17 protein-coding genes and 3 tRNA genes are annotated in these 19026 nt (G+C 44.9%); 1 reads left to right on the top strand and 19 read right to left on the bottom strand.

Translation table 11 applies throughout. The annotated features are described in order from the left end of the window. Window positions 1-191 precede the first annotated feature (191 nt). The 15 genes from ACNAZ4_RS22345 to ACNAZ4_RS22275 all read right to left on the bottom strand — a co-directional run bounded on the left by ACNAZ4_RS22345 (window position 192) and on the right by ACNAZ4_RS22275 (window position 14203). Window positions 192-264: transfer RNA gene (locus ACNAZ4_RS22345), tRNA-Phe, on the bottom strand. Window positions 265-487: 223 nt separating this feature from the next. Continuing rightward, window positions 488-559: transfer RNA gene (locus ACNAZ4_RS22340), tRNA-Glu, on the bottom strand. Window positions 560-629: 70 nt separating this feature from the next. Beyond that, window positions 630-705, bottom strand: a tRNA-Lys gene (locus tag ACNAZ4_RS22335). Window positions 706-1070: 365 nt separating this feature from the next. Then, window positions 1071-2360, bottom strand: coding sequence for an adenylosuccinate synthase (locus ACNAZ4_RS22330; RefSeq protein ID WP_415818247.1), 1290 nt, complete (start codon window positions 2358-2360; stop codon window positions 1071-1073). A gap of 190 nt (window positions 2361-2550) precedes the next feature. Continuing rightward, entirely contained in the window at window positions 2551-3915 is a 1365-nt protein-coding gene (gene dnaB, locus ACNAZ4_RS22325; protein WP_415818245.1) for a replicative DNA helicase, read from the bottom strand. A 113-nt stretch (window positions 3916-4028) separates the two neighbouring features. After that, complete coding sequence (gene rplI / locus ACNAZ4_RS22320) at window positions 4029-4478, bottom strand: 50S ribosomal protein L9 (protein WP_415818243.1); 450 nt, start codon at window positions 4476-4478, stop codon at window positions 4029-4031. Beyond that, window positions 4475-6448 (bottom strand): DHH family phosphoesterase, encoded by a 1974-nt coding sequence (locus ACNAZ4_RS22315; protein WP_415818241.1) that lies wholly within the window; start codon window positions 6446-6448, stop codon window positions 4475-4477. The genes rplI and ACNAZ4_RS22315 overlap by 4 nt, the downstream gene beginning before the upstream one ends. A 30-nt stretch (window positions 6449-6478) precedes the next feature. Beyond that, window positions 6479-7420 (bottom strand): YybS family protein, encoded by a 942-nt coding sequence (locus ACNAZ4_RS22310; RefSeq protein ID WP_415818239.1) that lies wholly within the window; start codon window positions 7418-7420, stop codon window positions 6479-6481. A 193-nt stretch (window positions 7421-7613) separates the two neighbouring features. Further along, window positions 7614-7850: a 30S ribosomal protein S18 gene (rpsR, locus tag ACNAZ4_RS22305; RefSeq protein WP_079507585.1), complete on the bottom strand. Its 237-nt coding sequence runs from the start codon at window positions 7848-7850 to the stop codon at window positions 7614-7616. A 52-nt stretch (window positions 7851-7902) separates the two neighbouring features. Further along, entirely contained in the window at window positions 7903-8400 is a 498-nt protein-coding gene (ssb, locus tag ACNAZ4_RS22300; RefSeq protein ID WP_415818237.1) for a single-stranded DNA-binding protein, read from the bottom strand. Between the two features lie 78 nt (window positions 8401-8478). Further along, window positions 8479-8766 (bottom strand): 30S ribosomal protein S6, encoded by a 288-nt coding sequence (gene rpsF, locus ACNAZ4_RS22295; RefSeq protein WP_214705297.1) that lies wholly within the window; start codon window positions 8764-8766, stop codon window positions 8479-8481. Between the two features lie 436 nt (window positions 8767-9202). Then, window positions 9203-10303: a redox-regulated ATPase YchF gene (gene ychF, locus ACNAZ4_RS22290; protein ID WP_415818235.1), complete on the bottom strand. Its 1101-nt coding sequence runs from the start codon at window positions 10301-10303 to the stop codon at window positions 9203-9205. Between the two features lie 693 nt (window positions 10304-10996). After that, a complete protein-coding gene (locus ACNAZ4_RS22285) occupies window positions 10997-12997 on the bottom strand; it encodes a molybdopterin-dependent oxidoreductase (protein ID WP_415818233.1) in 2001 nt (666 codons plus the stop codon). 85 nt (window positions 12998-13082) lie between these two features. Further along, on the bottom strand, window positions 13083-13277 hold the full coding sequence (locus tag ACNAZ4_RS22280; RefSeq protein WP_415818231.1) for a DUF951 domain-containing protein: 195 nt from the start codon (window positions 13275-13277) through the stop codon (window positions 13083-13085). Window positions 13278-13294: 17 nt separating this feature from the next. Continuing rightward, a complete protein-coding gene (locus ACNAZ4_RS22275) occupies window positions 13295-14203 on the bottom strand; it encodes a mechanosensitive ion channel family protein (protein ID WP_415818229.1) in 909 nt (302 codons plus the stop codon). A 364-nt stretch (window positions 14204-14567) separates the two neighbouring features. Between ACNAZ4_RS22275 and yyaC the strand changes: the two genes are divergently transcribed. After that, window positions 14568-15200 (top strand): spore protease YyaC, encoded by a 633-nt coding sequence (gene yyaC, locus ACNAZ4_RS22270; RefSeq protein ID WP_415818227.1) that lies wholly within the window; start codon window positions 14568-14570, stop codon window positions 15198-15200. A gap of 112 nt (window positions 15201-15312) precedes the next feature. On the opposite strand, the gene ACNAZ4_RS22265 is transcribed toward yyaC, so the two are convergent. The 4 genes from ACNAZ4_RS22265 to noc form a co-directional block, all read right to left on the bottom strand. Further along, window positions 15313-16023 carry a DUF554 domain-containing protein gene (locus tag ACNAZ4_RS22265; RefSeq protein ID WP_415818225.1) on the bottom strand — a complete coding sequence of 237 codons (711 nt, stop codon included), beginning with the start codon at window positions 16021-16023 and terminating at the stop codon, window positions 15313-15315. Between the two features lie 138 nt (window positions 16024-16161). Next, window positions 16162-17010 (bottom strand): ParB/RepB/Spo0J family partition protein, encoded by an 849-nt coding sequence (locus ACNAZ4_RS22260; RefSeq protein WP_415818223.1) that lies wholly within the window; start codon window positions 17008-17010, stop codon window positions 16162-16164. Next, window positions 17003-17764 carry a ParA family protein gene (locus ACNAZ4_RS22255; RefSeq protein ID WP_415818221.1) on the bottom strand — a complete coding sequence of 254 codons (762 nt, stop codon included), beginning with the start codon at window positions 17762-17764 and terminating at the stop codon, window positions 17003-17005. Before ACNAZ4_RS22255 ends, ACNAZ4_RS22260 begins: the two co-directional genes overlap by 8 nt. Before the next feature lie 294 nt (window positions 17765-18058). Beyond that, complete coding sequence (gene noc / locus ACNAZ4_RS22250) at window positions 18059-18952, bottom strand: nucleoid occlusion protein (RefSeq protein ID WP_415818294.1); 894 nt, start codon at window positions 18950-18952, stop codon at window positions 18059-18061. Window positions 18953-19026: the final 74 nt, after the last annotated feature.

Below are 19026 nucleotides of genomic sequence, written 5' to 3'. Positions count from 1 at the left end.
CCTATATCCCAAATGGAAAATAAGCCGAAAACCTAGTAATATCAGGGTATTCTCCTACTTTTGGATGAATGTTTCTGACACTTCAAGCGTAATACAATACAAACATGCTAAAAATAGGAAGATTACCACCTTTATTACAAAAATGTTACAAAAAAAAGAGAGCATGTCATTAGACACGCTCCCTTTTTTAATGGCTCAGGACGGAATCGAACCGCCGACACAAGGATTTTCAGTCCTTTGCTCTACCGACTGAGCTACTGAGCCAAGATAATATAATGTTCCCTAAACTTTGTGTTGATTTAGGTCCTTTGCTCGAATGACCTCTCGGTCTTTCTCGCAGGTTGCCGCTGGATTCAGATAGCTTGATTACTATGCTCAAAAAACCTTTCGGTTTTTCTCGCAAGTTGCCAGAGATGCTTATTCGGTGAAGCAAGCAACTGACTGAGCTACTGAGCCATGATGATATTCATTTAAATATGTAATAAAGTGACCCCTACGGGATTCGAACCCGTGTTACCGCCGTGAAAGGGCGGTGTCTTAACCGCTTGACCAAGGGGCCATATTAAAGTTGATCCTTTTTCGCTGGCGCGAAGATAAGGAAGTTTATTTTCGCTGTCGCAAAAAAAACTTGGTGAGCCATGAAGGACTCGAACCTTCGACCCTCTGATTAAAAGTCAGATGCTCTACCGACTGAGCTAATGGCTCGTATTAAAAATCCCCTACATTTGGTTTTTCTTTGAAAATGTGCTCAAAAGATCTTCGACCTTTCTCGCAAGTTGCCGCTGAAGCAAACTCACTGATGCGAGCAACTGACTGAGCTAATGGCTCGGAATAAAGTTTATCGTTTTTTGTCGAATTAGTGACAACGTTGTTTATATTACCATAGCAATTTGTCTTTTGTATATATTTTTTTAAAACTTTTTTGCTTTTTTCTTTTATCCTTCGATTTCCCTCTTTAATCTTGCGTAATTCTTTTCACTTGCCATGTTTCAGTCTCGTAAATTACATAATTAATCGTAAATATAAAACAAGCCCCCGATCTGGATGATCAGGGGCTTGCTAGAAATTATTTATGATCTCCAAGGGCTGCGCACGACGTTTGTCTGGGTGCGGTCAGGGCCTACTGAGAAGATGGATAATGGAATACCTGTCAGCTGTGAAATGCGCTCTAGATAGTGTCTTGCATTTTCCGGCAGTTCATCGAGTGATTTCACGCCTGTGATGTCTTCGGTCCAGCCTGGCAGTTCTTCGTAGACTGGTTCGCATTCAGCGAGTGCCTTCAGGCTTGCCGGGAACTCTTCGATCAGTTCGCCTTTATAGCGATAGGCCACACAAATTTTAAGCGTTTCGATCCCAGTCAGAACATCGATGGAGTTCAGGGATAGATCCGTGATTCCACTGACTCGGCGAGCGTGGCGGACGACGACGCTGTCGAACCAGCCAACGCGGCGCGGACGGCCTGTTGTTGTCCCGTATTCACGTCCTACTTCACGAATCTGGTTGCCAATTTCATTGTCCAGTTCAGTCGGGAACGGACCGTCACCAACGCGAGTCGTATATGCTTTTGAAACACCAACAATATGAGTGATTTTCGTTGGCCCTACTCCAGACCCGATTGTCACACCGCCAGCGACTGGGTTGGAAGATGTAACGAATGGATATGTACCCTGGTCGATATCAAGCATGACTCCCTGTGCGCCTTCGAACAGCACTCGGCGGCCTTCGTCCAATGCATCATTCAACACGACGGATGTGTCGACAACATAATGCTTTATTTGCTGGCCATATTCATAATACTCATCGAGAATATCCTCAAGTTTGAATCCTTCAGTTTCATAGATACGTTCAAGCAGGCGATTTTTTTCTTCAAGGTTACGGGTAAGCTTTTCTTCGAAAACTTCACGATCCAGTAGGTCTGCAATCCGGATACCTGTACGGGCAGCCTTGTCCATGTAGGCTGGGCCGATTCCCTTTTTTGTGGTACCGATCTTATTGGCACCCTTGCTTGCTTCTTCGACTTCATCCAGCTTCAGATGATATGGCAGGATGACATGGGCACGGTTGCTGATACGCAGATTGTCAGTGGTCACGTTTTTATCGTGAAGATAGGCAAGTTCCTTCACAAGCGCTTTAGGATCGACAACCATTCCGTTCCCGATGACACTGGTTTTCTCTTTATAAAAAATCCCTGATGGAATCAAATGCAGTTTATATGTTTCACCATTAAACTTGATTGTATGGCCTGCGTTGTTTCCCCCCTGGTATCGGGCAATCACTTCGGCATTTTCTGAAAGGAAGTCTGTGATCTTCCCTTTTCCTTCGTCTCCCCATTGAGTTCCAACTACTACTACGGATGACATGTAAAAAGCACCTCCAAAGGTATACGGTAATTTTTCCGTTTGAAACATATAAAGTTTACCAGTAATCACGTAGATAAGTCAACAAAACACGAACATTAAATTTATATAACAATTGTTTTGTTCGTAAAAGACTTTCAATCGTAGATCAACTGCAAAAAAAAAGAGAATCAACCAAACTGGTCAATTCTCATTATGCCCCCGGTGGAGCGTACGATTCATCATATCGGTTCTCGATGTTGACGAATTTATTGTATTCTTTTACAAAGGCGAGCTTTACGGTTCCTACCGGGCCGTTACGCTGCTTGGCAATGATGATTTCGATGATGTTCTTGTCTTCGGACTCCTTGTCATAGTAGTCATCACGGTATAGGAACGCGACAATATCGGCATCCTGCTCGATCGAACCGGATTCACGAATATCAGACATCATTGGACGCTTGTCCTGACGTTGTTCTACACCACGGGACAGCTGTGACAGGGCGATGACTGGCACTTGCAGTTCACGCGCCAACTGCTTCAGGGAACGTGAAATCTCGGAAACTTCCTGCTGACGGTTTTCGCCGGCACGTCCGCTGCCAAGAATCAGCTGCAAATAGTCAATCATGATCATGCCAAGGCCATGTTCCTGCTTTAGACGGCGGCATTTTGAGCGGATGTCTGTGATTTTCACACCTGGCGTATCATCGATGAAAATACCTGTATTGGACAGGCTGCCCATCGCCATCGTAAGCTTTCCCCAGTCCTCATCGGTCAAAGAACCGGTACGCAGTCTCTGGGCATCAATGTTTCCTTCAGCACAAAGAACACGCATGACGAGTTGTTCTGCCCCCATCTCCAAACTGAAGATTGCAACGTTTTCTCCTGTCTTCTTCGCGACGTTCTGAGCAATATTCAAGGCAAAAGCCGTCTTACCTACGGAAGGACGGGCACCCACGATGATCAAGTCATTTCGCTGGAAGCCAGCAGTTATACGATCAAGCTCGGTAAAACCAGTCTCGAGCCCGGTGATATCCCCTTGACGGTTATGCATTTCCTCGATATTATCATAAGTCCTGACAAGGACATCTTTTATGTTGTGAAAGGCCCCGCCGCCTTTGCGCTGGGCAACCTCCATAATGTTCTTTTCTGCTTCAGCCAGCAAGGCTTCTACTTCGTCTTCACGCATATAGCCATCTTCGGCAATGCCTGAAGCTGTACGGATGAGCCTTCTAAGCAGCGATTTTTCTTCTACGATTCTAGCATAATACTCTATGTTTGCTGCAGTCGGAACGGACGCAGCCAATTCACTTAGATAGCTGACCCCTCCAACATCCTCAATCAGCTTGGAAGATGCCAGGTTTTCCGTGACGGTCACGAGGTCGATCGCTTTCCCTTTATCATTCAAATCCAGCATGACGCTGAATATTTTCTGGTGTGCAACACGGTAAAAATCATCCGGTAAAAGGATTTCTGAAGCAAGAGTTAAAGCTGATGGCTCTAAAAATATTGCACCAATTACGGCTTGTTCCGCTTCCATATTTTGCGGCGGAAGTCGATCCGCGAATAATTCACTCATCTGCCAGCCCCCTTACAAAATTACTGTAATTGAAAAAAGTGATCAGCAGCACCGATCACCTATTTTTGTAACTATATTATTTTATCATGTTTATGAGTATATGGAACTGTAAATTATTTTCCTTCTTTTACATGGACATTCAATGTTGCCTGGACTTCTTTATGAAGCTTTACAGGAACTTTAGTGTATCCCAGCGTGCGGATGGCATCCTGCATCTCGATTTTGCGCTTGTCAAGCTTGATTTTATGCGCTTTTTGCAGTTCATCGGCAATCTGCTTGCTTGTGATTGAACCGAAAAGGCGGCCGTCTTCACCAGACTTTGCGGATAGTTCAACTGTAACTTTTTCCAGCTTTTCCTTCAATGCTTCTGCTTCCTCCAGCTCTTGCTGGACCATTTTCTCTTCTTTTTTCTGTTGTGCACTAAGGGAACTCATAGCGGCCTGATTGGCTTCTACAGCAAGTCCCTGCTTGATCAGGAAGTTATGGGCATAGCCATCTGCCACATTTTTGATTTCGCCTTTTTTGCCTTTTCCTTTAACGTCCTTCAAAAAGATTACTTTCATTCTTTTTGTCCCCCTTCTAAATATTCATCTATCGCATTTTGTAAAGATGTTTCTGCCTCATCTGTAGAAAGATCATACATTTGTGTCGCGGCATTGGTCAAATGCCCGCCACCATCGAGATGTTCCATGATAACCTGGACATTCACTTCACCTAACGATCTGGCGCTGATGCCGATCGTATCCTCGGATCTCCGGGAAATGACGAATGATGCCGACACGCCATCCATCGTCAGTAATGTATCTGCTGCCTGGGCAATCAGGACATGGTCACAATGTATATCATCCGCGCCCTTGGCAATCACAATGCCATCACGGTAAAAATAAACATTTTCAATGAGTCTTGCCCTTTTGATATACGTATTGATATCTTCTTTTAAAAACTTCTGGACCAATACGGTATCCGCTCCATGACTGCGCAGGTAGGAAGCAGCATCGAATGTCCGCGCTCCTGTCCTTAAGGTGAAGCTTTTCGTATCGACGATTATCCCCGCCAATAAAGCTGTCGCTTCAAGCATCTGGATTTTGCCATTCTTAGGCTGGTATTCAAGCAATTCCGTGACGAGCTCTGCCGTCGAGGAAGCATAAGGCTCCATATAGACAAGCAGCGGATTTTTGATGAATTCCTCACCCCTGCGATGGTGATCGATGACGATGACATTCTCAATCTTGTTCAGCAGCTTTTCATCAATCACCAGTGATGGCTTATGGGTATCGACAACAACTAGCAAAGTGTCATCGGAGGCGATTTCATAGGCCTGTTCCGGTGTAATAAAACGAGAGTAGAGATCCTCGTTTTGCTTAATCTCCTCCATCAGGCGCTGGACACCTGTATCAATCTCATTTTTATTATAGATAATGAAGCCTTCGCGCTTGTTCAGTTGTGCGACTTTAAGGATTCCAATTGCAGAACCAATTGCGTCCATATCCGGGTTCTTGTGGCCCATGATCAGCACCTTGTCACTTTCAATGACGAGTTCCTTCAGTGCGTGGGAAATGACTCGCGCCCTTACTCTTGTGCGCTTTTCAACAGGATTGGTCTTGCCTCCATAAAACTTCACTTTCCCATTAGGCTGTTTGATTGCCACCTGGTCACCGCCACGCCCTAAAGCAAGGTCCAAACTTGACTGTGCCTGTGTTCCAAGTTCGGGAAGCGAGGAGTACCCGGTGCCGACACCTATACTCAAGGTCAAAGGGACATTTTGCTTGGATGTCGTTTCCCTTACCTCATCCAGGATGGAGAATTTTCCTTTTTCCAGCAGCCGGAGAATATGCTCATTGAATACCGCGATGAAGCGTTCAGAGGAAACCCTCTTGAGGAATACACCATTATTGGTCGCCCATTTATTCAAAATCGACGTCACAAGACTATTCATGCTGCTTTTATTCTGGTCATCCATTCCCTGGGTTAGTTCTTCATAATTATCAAGATAAATGATTGAAATGACCGTCCGCTCATTATGGTACATCTTTTCAATTTCTGCCTGCTCGGTCACATCGAAAAAGTACAGCAGCCGTTCATCAGATTTGTGGATGACCCTGAATTTTCGATCATGAAGCGCGATGATTTCCGTTTCTACCTCTTGCTTGATCAATGGAATGACAGCATCGGCTACATCATATAATGATTTTCCAACGAGTGAGTCCTCATTGAAACAGGACGCAATGAAGGGATTCGTCCACTCAATATAATAGTCATCATTGATCAGCATGATCCCGATCGGCATTTCCATCAATGCTTCTTCCCCGACCTTTTTTACACGGTAAGAAAGCGTGGAAATATATTCTTCTGTTTCTTCCTTTATTTTATGGTTCACTTGAAAAATCAAGTATATCAACAGGCCAGTGAGAATGAACCCTGCAGCCCCTATAAGCCAGTTATAGAAAGACAGAAATCCAATTAGCACCAGTGTTACGGCCATCAATCCATACAATGGATAACGTATTTGCCGCCTCTCTAAATAAGAAGGCATGTGCTCAGCTCCTAAAGCGTTAGTTTCTGATTACTTCTTCTCTCCTAGACGTTTTCTTAAATCAAATCCTAAATCAATTATACCTAATATCCTCACAATATAAAGAATAAATGGCAGGAGGAACATCAGGACTAGTACGATGATGGGGACAGCTTTTGAGTACCCTTTTATATATGAGAAATAAAAAACGAACGAAACCCCCTGGAGGACCATCAGCATCTGCAGGATGAATGTCAGGTTGGAAATCACCCAGAACCAGTATGTTCCTTGCTCAGGCTGCATCACCAGTGCGACGATCATCGTGATTAGATAATACCATAGAATACTTTTTGGAAGATTCAATTCCCTGAACGGAGGCCATACTGGCACCTTGATGCCGAACCGTTTCATGAACGGAAATGAAGCAAGCTGCAGCAGGAACACAATGAAAAAGGAAGACATGACGAACATACTTGGCACAAGCACTTCAATCATATCGACCATTGTTTCAAACTGTTTGATCAGCTTCTCGTCAGGTGTCTGGCCGATTTGCTCAAGCATGTTAATCGCCTGATCAACAGAGGAACGGAACACCGTCACCATTTCATCAATGAAGTTGATGTTAAAGAGAACGATCGACAAAGCATATTGTGCCACTAAATTCACAAGGAACACGACAGAACCTGCAATATAAACAGCAAACCTGCTCTTTCCTTCCCTCACCATATACCCCATGACTGCTCCTGTCGTTCCAAAAGCCAACGCCAGAGGTATCGCCAGGAACGAACCAAGAATCATCGACAGCAAAACAGCTGCCAGTGTAAAAACAGCCGTGCTTTTCCAATCATGCTTAGCCCCAAACATCAGGAATGGCAAAGAAAGAAAGAAATTCACGATCAATCCCAATCCCGGAATATACAAAGTAATTAACAACATAACAGCAAAAATCGCTAACAGGATGGCACCCTCTGTCAGCTTGTATGTATTTTTCATATTTCACCTCATCGAAAAGCGTAAGCACCTTGGGTCAGCCATAAAAGATCTCCATTTCACAGGTCACAGGCTGACCAAATCTAAATTAACCGATAAGAACTATTTTATCCTGTAAATTACCGACAAGCAACCAAACCGCCGTAATTAATATAAAAGGCAGCGGGATACCCCGCTGCCTTTTAAAAGCCGATCATTATTCGCCTGAAACGTATGGCAGTAATGCCATTTGACGAGAACGTTTGATTGCAACTGTCAATTTACGCTGATATTTAGCGCTAGTTCCAGTTACACGACGTGGTAAAATTTTACCGCGCTCAGAGATGAATTTTTTAAGAAGATCAACATCTTTATAATCAATTTTAGTAATTCCGTTTGCTGTGAAGTAGCAAACCTTACGGCGTTTTGCACGTCCGCCTCTGCGTCCACCCATTGCCATGGTCATTTCCCTCCTTGTTTATTAAAGTTCATGTCCGAGTTATATATTAGAATGGAAGATCATCATCTGAAATGTCGATTTGGCCGCCACCTGCAAATGGATCTTCATCTACTTTTGTATAACCTTGGTTCTGGCGTTGATTCTGATTTTGATTTTGATTCCCGAATGGGGAACCTTGATCATTTTGACGGGAATAACCGCTATCCCCTCTGTCTGGAGACTGCCCTTTTGGCTCAAGGAACTGAACACTCTCAGCAAGAACTTCTGTAACGTATACACGCTTACCATCTTGTCCTTCGTAGCTGCGAGTCTGGACACGTCCGTCTACACCTGCAAGGCTTCCCTTCTTCAAGAAGTTAGCAACATTTTCAGCTGGACGGCGCCATACCACACAGTTAATGAAGTCCGCTTCTCTTTCCCCCTGCTGGTTGGTAAATGAACGATTTACCGCAAGCGTGAAAGTAGCAACTGCAACTCCATTTGGTGTGAAACGTAATTCAGGATCCTTGGTCAAACGGCCGACAAGAACGACACGATTCATCATCAGAATCAACTCCTTCCCCCCAGCATGGATGTTCCATGTGAAACACCTTCCGCTGAAAGTTTATATTTATATCAGTTATTATTCTTCTTCTTTAATTACGATGTGGCGAATGATATCTTCGCTGATCTTAGCAAGACGAGAGAATTCCTCAACTGCTGCCGGAGTAGCGTTTACCTTAACAAGCTGGTAGTAGCCATCACGGAAATCATTGATTTCATAAGCTAGGCGGCGTTTGCCCCATTCCTTAGCTTCTGCAACTTCCGCACCGTTGTCTGTAAGGATTGTGCTGAAACGCTCTGTAAGAGCCTTTTTAGCTTCCTCTTCAATGTTTGGGCGGATGATGTACATAATTTCGTACTTTCTCATCACTGTCACCTCCTTTTGGTCTAAACGGCCCCATTACAGGGCAAGGAGTAATTGTTTAATTACTCACAAGATGAAATTATATCACAGAACCCACCCAAAAGCAACGCAATATGAATTGAAACTACTTTTGCTGTTTCTGTGTTATATAATTCTATAATAAAACACTAACATATGTTCGCATTTTTGTCCAAGCTATTTTAACTGAATTCTGTTTTCGTAAAGGTTGTTGTTAAAATCCTAAAGCCGAATTTAACGTGATAATATCCATTATGTATGTGGGTACTAAGTTTGCAAGCTCTTTTCTCCTAATAAGCGTCAATTGTGTGAATAATCTTAAGTTATCAATCCTATTTTGTAGGCAATAGCGACAAAGTTTGAGAAAAGAGCCTAGCTGAATAAAAAATCAGCCCTGCATCTCGGCAAGGCTGACTTTTGATTATACATTAAAACGGAAGTGGATGATGTCGCCGTCTTTCACTTCGTATTCTTTACCTTCAAGGCGGACTTTTCCGGCTTCCTTGGCAGCTGTCATTGATCCTGCTGCAAGAAGGTCATCGTAGTGGACTGTTTCTGCCCGGATGAACCCTCGCTCGAAGTCGGAGTGGATGACACCGGCACATTGAGGTGCTTTCATGCCGTGGCGGAATGTCCACGCGCGTACTTCCTGGACGCCGGCTGTGAAGTAGGTAGCCAGTCCAAGCAGGCTGTATGCCGCACGGATCAACTGGTCCAAACCAGATTCTTCAATTCCCAGCTCCTCAAGGAACATTTCCTTTTCTTCACCTTCAAGCTCAGCGATTTCTTCCTCGATTTTCGCACTGATGACAATGACTTCCGCATTGTCCTTTTCTGCGAACTCGCGAACCTTCTGGACATACTCATTGCTGCTAGGGTCTGCGACATCCTCTTCGCCAACGTTGGCAACGTAAAGCATTGGCTTGATTGTCAATAAGTGAAGCTGCTTGACGATTTTCAGTTCTTCTTCAGTGAATTCTACTGCACGAGCCGGCTGTTCAGCTTCGAATGCATCACGAAGACGAGCCAAGATCGGAAATTCAATAGAAGCTTCCTTATCCTTTTGCTTAGCCAATTTCTCAACACGGCTGATTCTTTTCTCCACAGATTCCATGTCAGCGAGAATCAATTCCAGGTTAATGACCTCAATATCCGATATAGGGTCTACTTTACCTGCCACGTGAGTAATATTGTCATCCGCAAAACAGCGGACAACCTGACAGATTGCATCTACCTGGCGGATATGGGAAAGGAATTTGTTTCCAAGCCCTTCACCCTTGCTCGCACCTTTAACGATACCGGCGATGTCGGTGAATTCAAAAGCAGTCGGCACCGTCTTCTTCGGCTGGACAAGCTCAGTCAATTTAGTTAAACGATGGTCAGGAACCTCAACGATTCCGACATTCGGGTCAATCGTACAGAACGGATAGTTGGCTGATTCAGCACCAGCCTGTGTGATCGCATTAAACAATGTCGACTTCCCGACGTTAGGAAGTCCAACAATACCTGCTGTTAAAGCCATCCATGTCACTCCTCTATTTTAAAAATGTATCTATTCAAGCAAGAATCACCTAAACAATTTTTTCCTCTCACAATTATAGAGATTACAGGGGGAAAAGACAAGCTTGTAAAAGGAGGTAAGCTTCTTAGTGCCTTTGTGGAGGGGAAATTGCCTCTTTCTGGTGGAATAGTTACTTTATGAAGGGATGTTTGCTTGTATAAGGGTATCTTTCCGCTCGAATGGTGCCCTTATAGAGGAGGATTTGCTTACATAAGGGTATCTTTCCGCTTTAATGGTGCCCTTATANAGGAGGATTTGCTTACATAAGGGTATCTTTCCGCTTTAATGATGACCTTATAGAGGCGAATTTGCTTGCATAAGGGTATCTNTCCGCTTTAATGATGNCCTTATAGAGGCGAATTTGCTTGCATAAGGGTATCTTTCTGCTCCAATGATGACCTTATAGAGGCGAATTTGCTTGCATAAGGGTATCTCTCGGCTTTAATGATGCCCTTATAGAGGCGAATTTGCTTGCATAAGGGTATCTTTCTGCCGAAATGGTGACCTTATGGAGAGGGATTTGCTTGCATAAGGGTATCTCTCGGCTCCAATGATGCCCTTATGAACGTGGAATGCTTTGCATAAGGGTATCTTTTCGCCCTAGTCATCCAAAAGAAATACCGCACTCTCAATTCAAGTGCGGCACTACATCCCTCATTCTTTTTCCACTTTTTCTATGTTCACCAGGCAATCATAAAGGGTGCTGCCGAGGCCGTTGTCCGATTCCCGGCTGGGTGTCAGTTGGTTTACTGAGCCTCCGAACCGGGCGCTGATGCCTTCATCTATATTCACGGTTCCCGGGTGGGCCATTTTAAAGATCGAAACGGTCCCTTTCACTTCTCCTCTGTCATTCCATACCCGCACATAGTCCTGGTCCTTCAAGCCTTTTTCGGCTGCCACGCTTTCGGCGATTTCCACTTTCACATATGGCTCTGGCTGGAACAGGTGGAAGTGCTGTGAATGGTTGGAACGCAGGGGGTGGATCGTCAGCAAGGTATATGGATATTTTTCCGCCAGTTCGGGATTCGTCCATTTTGTCTCTGTTGGCAGCGACAGTTTGACCCGGCCGTCAGCAACTGCTGAAGCTGTGAATTCATACTTGCCGCTTGGCGTTTTGAATTTCCTGTCTGCCCATGGAATCCTATCGACTGGTAGTTCCGCAAACTTTTCCACACGTATTTTATCCAAGGTAATGCCCTTTGCTGTCAATGATGCCAGACCCATTCCCAAGAATTCTTCTCTTGAAAAATCAAAATCGTCGCCAAAGCCTAACCGATTCGCCAGCTCTCCCCAGATCCAGGCGTCTGGCTTGGCCTCGCCCGGCGGTTCTACCAGCTTTGGACCATGGTTCACATAATGATGGTACATTGACGAGTAGTATACATCCTCCACTTCAAAAACAGTGGCGGCTGGCAAAACATAATCAGCAAGTTCAGCTGTATCCGTCATGAACTGGTCAATGACGACGAGAGTTTCGAGCGATTCGAAAGCCTCCCGAACGCGATTTGTATCAGGAACCTGTGTCAGCGGGTTGCCGCAGGTGACGATTCCCATTTTGATTTCTGGATCGACTGCGCTGAGCATCTCCTCGGCCTGCCTCATCATCGTGAACGTGCGCAATGACTTTTTCCGTTCAGGCATCATCATATTCTGATAGTCAAAGCTCTGCCCTACCTGTTTGTTGGCGTAATTGGCTCCGCCGCCCGCAATCCCGATATTGCCACTTACAGCCACAAGTGCGTCAAGCAGCCTGATAGTGTTGCCGCCATTTTCATAGCGCTGCATTCCCAGACCCATGATTGTGGAAACTGGGCGGTCAGCATACACCCCGGCAAGATGGGTGATGACTTCCATCGGTACTTCTGTCACTTCACTGATATAGTCTAACGTCACACTATCCAGCAAGGCCTTTAAGTCCTCGAATCCTACAGACTGATTTGTTAAAAACTCATCGTCCTGCAGCCCCATCCGAAGCAATTCTTTCATGATGCCCGCCGCTAATAGCCCATCAAAGCCAGGCTTGATGGAAATATATTCATTCGCCAGCTTGGCAGTTGCATTATAAATTGGGTCAATCACATAGATTTTCGTGCCATTCTTTTTCACAGCCTGGAGGTTCTGAAAAAGATGCATATTCGTCCGGGCAACATTCCTGCCCCAGATGACGACATGTTTGCTGTTTTTCAAATCCTCAGGTGCATGACTGTAGGCATCACCGAAATCCCAGTTTTGTGCTTCAATCCCGGATCCCCAGCAGATTGAACCTGTCAATTCAGTCACACCGCCATAAAGATTGAAAAAGCGGCTGTCGAGATTGGAAAGCAAGCCACTGTTGGCGTAATCATGGCTGTGCAAAACGGAAGTCGTACCGAAATTCCCCTTATAATAGGCCAGTTTTTCAGCAATTTCATCTAACGCCTGCTCCCAGGAAATCTGCTGGAATCTGCCTTCGACTTTTTTCAGAGGATACAGCAATCGATCTTCTGAGTTCGCCCTATTCTCAAGCATCCTGCCGCGGCCGCAAATTTTCCCCTGGGTGATAGGATGCTCGGGATTGCCTTCAACCTTTGTTACTTTTCCATCCTCCACGGTAACAAGGAACCCGCAGCTGTCCCAGCAATTCAACGGACAGGCTGAATGATGTACTGTTGCCATTTCCTCATCTCCCCACTGCTTCTCTATATCGTTCATTAATTTTAATAATAAGGATAATACAATAACGATAAAAAAAGAAGCAGGATTATTCTCCCTGCTTCAATAAAACCTTCTTCACTTTTCGCGTGAACTCTTTTCGTGGAATCAAGACACTGTGCTCGCAGCCTTCACATTTGATTCGGATATCCATGCCAAGACGGATGATTCTCCACTTGTTGGTGCCGCAAGGATGTGGTTTTTTCATTTCAACAACATCATTCAGTTGAAACTCGTGCTCCAATTTCAAAACCTCCTTGTTTAGTTACCGAATTCTTTCTGCTCTCCGCCTTCCTGGCGTGAGTACATGACCATCCGCGGGAATGGAATTTCAATTCCGTGCTGGTCGAGAAGTAACTTGATGTCCTTGCGCAGCTGTCTTCCGATATACCAGTGCTTCATAGGCAAAGTTTCTGCGACGATCCGCAGCACTACCTCTGAGGCGCCAAATTGCTGGACGCCTAGAAGCTCTGGTGTTTTCACCAGTTCAGGGTACTTTTCTGTTGTCGTCTCCAAATACTCCTGCAGTACTTTTTCAGCGTAGACAATATCCCCTTCATAAGCGATTCCGATATCGAGAACCGAAACACTGTTATAAAGCGAGAAGTTGGTGACCTCTACGATGCTTCCATTAGGCAAAATATTAATTTCCCCTGTAAAGCTTTTAATCTTCGTCGTCCGCAGCCCAATTTCCTCCACCGTTCCTTCAAATTGGCCGATTCTTACATAATCGCCCACCGAGAACTGGTCTTCGAAAATAATGAAGAAACCGGTGATGATGTCTTTCACGAGACTTTGCGCACCGAAACCGACTGCCAAACCGACAATCCCGGCACCGGCAAGCATCGCCTGGACATTGATAGTCAGGGCTGAAAGAATCATCATGATGGCAATAAAGTAAACGACATAGGTAAGCACATTTTCAAGCAGCTTCATCAAAGTGGCTTCCCGTCGCTCTGTTATTCGCAGCGGTCCCCTCGTCCTGACCTTGAAGAAGTTGCGAATGGCAATTTTCCCGACCCTAATCAGCAGGCCGGTAATGATCAGAATAGCAATAATCTTTAAAACACTTTCCCCGATCGCAAACCAGAGATTCTCATCCATCAGCTTCCTGCCCATTGTATTAAAGAACGCTTGTGTTCTAGTCAAACTCTCTTCTGTTTTCGTCATTTTTTCACCTGCCCCCAAAATTCATCCATCTATCAAACGTTATGTAACAAAGTAGAAAATTTCATACAAACACATTCATTTTAACAAGTTTTATAATGTAGTTAAAGAACACTGTTTCTCCAATGGCATAACAACCATTTAAAAAAGGTTGCCGGCTCCTCTTTTCATTATATTAATATAACATCAAAGCTATTTAAAAGGGCCCATAACCTCAAAAAACTATGCTGAAATAAATCAGACCTTATTCCCCTATAAAAGATTCACTGCTCCAAAAGACCTTGTTTAAATCTTTCTGTTTACAGGTATGTATAGATTACAAATAAAGTCCGTATACTGATAGTACGAAATCTAAGGAGTTGATCCAATGAATCTCAAAAACCATTTTTTCGAGCGGAAAAACAGTGTGGCAAAAATCAATCATGAGGATGAGCTGGCAGCCGAAAAGCTGGCTTCTGAAATCCTGGACCTTCTTCCTAGTTTCAGCGCCAGGCCAATTGTTTTTGTCTGCATTGGAACTGACCGCTCCACCGGTGATTCATTGGGTCCGCTGATCGGGACGCTGCTGGAAGAAAAGGATATCGCTCCTTACCATGTGTACGGGACGCTCGATGATCCGATCCATGCTGTCAATATGGATGCAAAACTGACGGAAATCAAGCAAAAACACTTTAATCCATTCATCATCGGCATAGACGCATGTCTTGGCCGTCTGAAAAGTGTCGGCTCGATCCAGGTAGCCAATGGGCCTGTCAAGCCAGGCGCCGGTGTGAACAAGGAACTGCCGGAAGTCGGGGATATGCATATTACCGGGATTGTCAATGTGAGCGGGTTCATGGAGTTCTTCGTTTTACAGAACACCAGATTGAATCTCGTGTTAAAAATGGCCAAAACGATTGCGAACGGCATTTTCGAGAGCAGCCAGCAACGATCCAAAAAACAGGATTGGCCAAAGCTGAATTGGGATCTTGAAGCCGAACAGCCTACAGTTGCTGAATGAGAATATGATGTGCAAAACGCCGGGTAATGACCTCCCGGCGTAATTTTTATGCCAAAATGGCAATCGTCCGCGTTTAAGAGCATGACATTCAATCGAGTTTGGCGGCGGCGCCTTAAACTCCGACCAAATAATGCGAAATCGTAACGAGTACAGCAGTCACCAGTATACCAGGCAAAAGGTTCGCTACCCTGATTTTAGTCAAGCCAATCATGTTCAAGCCGATGGCAAAAATCATGACCCCGCCTGTTGCAGTCAGCTCAAGGATGAAGCTGTCCATCAATGCCTGCGGAATCAGTTTATCGATTTGCGTTGCAAATAGCGCAATGGTTCCCTGATAGAGCATGACGGGGATCGCGGAAAAAAGAACCCCGATCCCAAGTGTAGTGGTCAGGATGAGTGCTGTGAAACCGTCAATGATCGCTTTTGTATATAAGACGTCATGGTCGCCGCGGATCCCGCTATCGAGTGCCCCGATAATCGCCATCGCCCCGATGACAAAAATCAACGTCGCCGTCACGAACCCCTGGGAGATGCCGCCTTCTCCTTTTGATCCAATCCTTCTTTCAAGCCAGTCCCCGACCGCATTCAGCCTATCCTCGAGCTTCCACGCTTCCCCAAGCACTGCACCGATCACCAGACTTAAGATGACGATCAGGAAATTTGCGCTCTTAAAACCCATCTGCAGGCCCAGCACCATAACGGCAAGCCCGATGCCATGCATGACAGTGGCCTTCATATTTTCAGGTATTTTCGTCAGCAGCCTGCCCAATAAGGTCCCGATGATGATCAATAGACCATTCACCAAGGTGCCAAGTAAAAACATATCGTTCACCCATTTTCAGTTTAGTTATGTAAGGCTTATCTCACAGAACCTGTTACAATCCTGCTCCGTATTTTAGGAGGGAAAGCAACAGAACATACGGAAAGCCAGTGTAAAAAAAGAAGCCATCACAATGATAGCTTAGGAATTTTGTTTGTCTAGTAGTTCAAGGATCCGTTCCAGATCATCTTTCGAGAAAAATTCAATTTCGATTTTTCCTTTATTTTTGGTTTGTTTGATGTTAACCGTAGTGCCGAAGCGTTCACGCAGCGAAGTTTCCCGCTCGCGGATGAACACGTCCTTGGTCACCTTATCCTTTTTTGTTTCACGTGGAACGACCTCGTTCATCTCCTGGATCAGCTGCTCAAGCTGGCGCACGTTCATGCCCTCTTTAAGGATCTTATCGACAAGGGCAGGAAGCTTGTCCTTCTTCCTTAAGCCAAGAAGCGCCCGGCCGTGTCCCATTGAGATTTTCCCGTCTGAAATAAGCTGCTGGATTTTTGGCGGCAGCGACAGCAAACGGATGTGGTTTGCCAGATGCGGCCGGCTTTTGCCCAGCCTTTTCGCCAACTCTTCCTGGGTGAGCTTCAGCTTTTCGATCAAAGTTTGATAGGCAATTCCCTCTTCGATTGGATTCAAATCTTCACGTTGAAGGTTTTCGAGCACCGCAAGCTCCATCATTTGCTGTTCATTCAGTTCACGGACGACTGCCGGGACAGTTTCCAGTCCGGCTTCTTTCGCAGCACGGTACCGTCTTTCCCCTACGACAATTTCATAGCCTTTTATCGTTTTCCGGACAATGATCGGCTGCAGAATTCCATGCTCCTGAATCGAAAGCTTCAATTCCTCGATTGCATCTGGTTCGAAAACTTTTCGAGGTTGATAAGGATTTGGTCTCATTTCCTTGATGCTTATTTCCTGGACCTTTTCTTCCTTTTCCGCTTCCATGTTGAAGAAAGCATTCAATCCCTTACCTAAGCCTTTAGCCATTTGCAACCACTTCCTTTGCAAGATCTAAATAAACCTCTGCTCCGCGGGATTTCGGATCATAAATGATAATTGGCTCTCCATGGCTGGGAGCTTCACTCAGACGGACGTTCCTCGGAATGATCGTCTTGTAAACCTTGTCTTGGAAGTACTTCTTCACTTCCTCAATTACTTGAAGACCGAGATTCGTACGTGCATCGAGCATCGTCAGCAAGACACCTTCAATCTTTAGATCCTGGTTCAAATGCTTCTGCACAAGGCGAACCGTATTCAGAAGCTGGCTCAATCCTTCAAGAGCATAATACTCGCATTGAACCGGGATAATGACCGCATCGGAAGCGGTCAATGCATTCAGGGTCAATAGTCCAAGTGATGGCGGACAGTCTATGATAATATAATCAAATCGGTCTTTCACTTCCTCGAGAGCCCGTTTCAGGCGAACCTCCCTCGAAATCGTAGGCACAAGCTCAATTTCCGCTCCAGCCAGCTGGATGGTCGCCGGAATCGCATAAAGATTCTCGACCGCGGTAGGATGGATCACCTTACCTGCTGCCACATCGTCAACCAGCACATCATAAATGCACTGCTCAACATCCGCTTTTTCTATGCCTACCCCGCTGGTCGCATTTCCCTGAGGATCTGTATCGACAAGCAGCACTTTTTTCCCTATGTATGCCAAGCACGCACCGAGATTCACCGATGTCGTCGTCTTGCCGACTCCACCTTTTTGATTCGCAATCGCGATGATTTTTCCCACATTGTCACCTTCTTTCAAACCCGTAAAAATTCTATTCAGCTTTTCCAAGCACATACGTAAAATAAGGCTTTTTCCAGCACCAGGCCGAAAAAAGCAATCATGTATTCTATTTTATCATGAATTCTGACAGTTGATAGAATTTTTATGAAAAAGTAATACCACTGTGAAAATAGTAAAACAGGGAATGAATGGGAGACTGTACAATGACAGTAATTTTGGAGCTGAATTTGTGATTTATAACAATCCGGAAAAATAAAAAAGCAGGAGACAGCTTGTCCCCCACTTCACAAGAATTTATTTCTTTTTAGGAATTCGGATCGTGAATTGGTAGAATTCCTCAAATTCTTCTTCTTCCGAGTCAAGATTGATGCCGCTGTCAGAAACCATTGTCAGCGATTGGCGGATTGTATTGACGGCAATCCTCATATCCTTGCTGAAGGCTTTGCGTTTCGGCTTTGGCTTTTCTTCCCCTTGGCTCAGGAGCCTGACGACACGTTCTTCCGTCTGCTTGACATTGAGGGATTTCTCGATGACCTCAGCTAGTACCTGTACCTGTAATTCAGGATTTTTCAGCGGAATCAGCGAACGCGCATGACGCTCGGTGATCAATTTATTTAAAAGTGCTTCCTGGACTTCCTGTGGTAGCTTCAGCAATCTCAATTTGTTTGCAACTGTCGATTGGCCTTTCCCAAGCCTTTGGGCCAGTGCTTCCTGTGTAAGATTATGAATTTCCAGAAGTTTTCCATAAGCCATTGCCTCTTCGATCGGAGACAGTTCTTCCCTTTGAAGGTTCTCAATCAAAGCCACAGACGCCGTTTCGGAATCAGACAGGTTTTTAACGATTGCCGGAACTTCTTCCCACTCAAGCTTTTTCATTGCCCGCCAGCGGCGTTCCCCGGCAATGATTTCGAATCGATCCTGGTCATATTCCCGTACGACGATAGGCTGGATTACTCCATGTATGTGAATGGTACGGGCCAATTCCTCAATCTTTTCATCATCAAAAACAGTTCTTGGCTGGTATCTGTTTGGAATAATATGGTCAATTGGAATTTTTTTTATTTCTTCGTTTTCTATGTTATCAATATCCTCAACCGTCTGTTCTTCCATTTGGTTCGGTTCTTCCACTTGGTTCCGCTCTTTTTCCTTTTCCCCAAGGCCAAAAAAGCGCGAAAAAGAAGGCTTCATCACCCTACACCACCTTTATGAACTCCCTATTACATATTCTCTATAAAAATGACAAGTTCCTGCCTATAGACTCT

The sequence above is a fragment of the Mesobacillus thioparans genome (genome assembly GCF_965138835.1).
Lineage (GTDB): Bacteria > Bacillota > Bacilli > Bacillales > Cytobacillaceae > Mesobacillus > Mesobacillus thioparans.
This window is presented reverse-complemented; position numbering and strand designations above follow the sequence as displayed.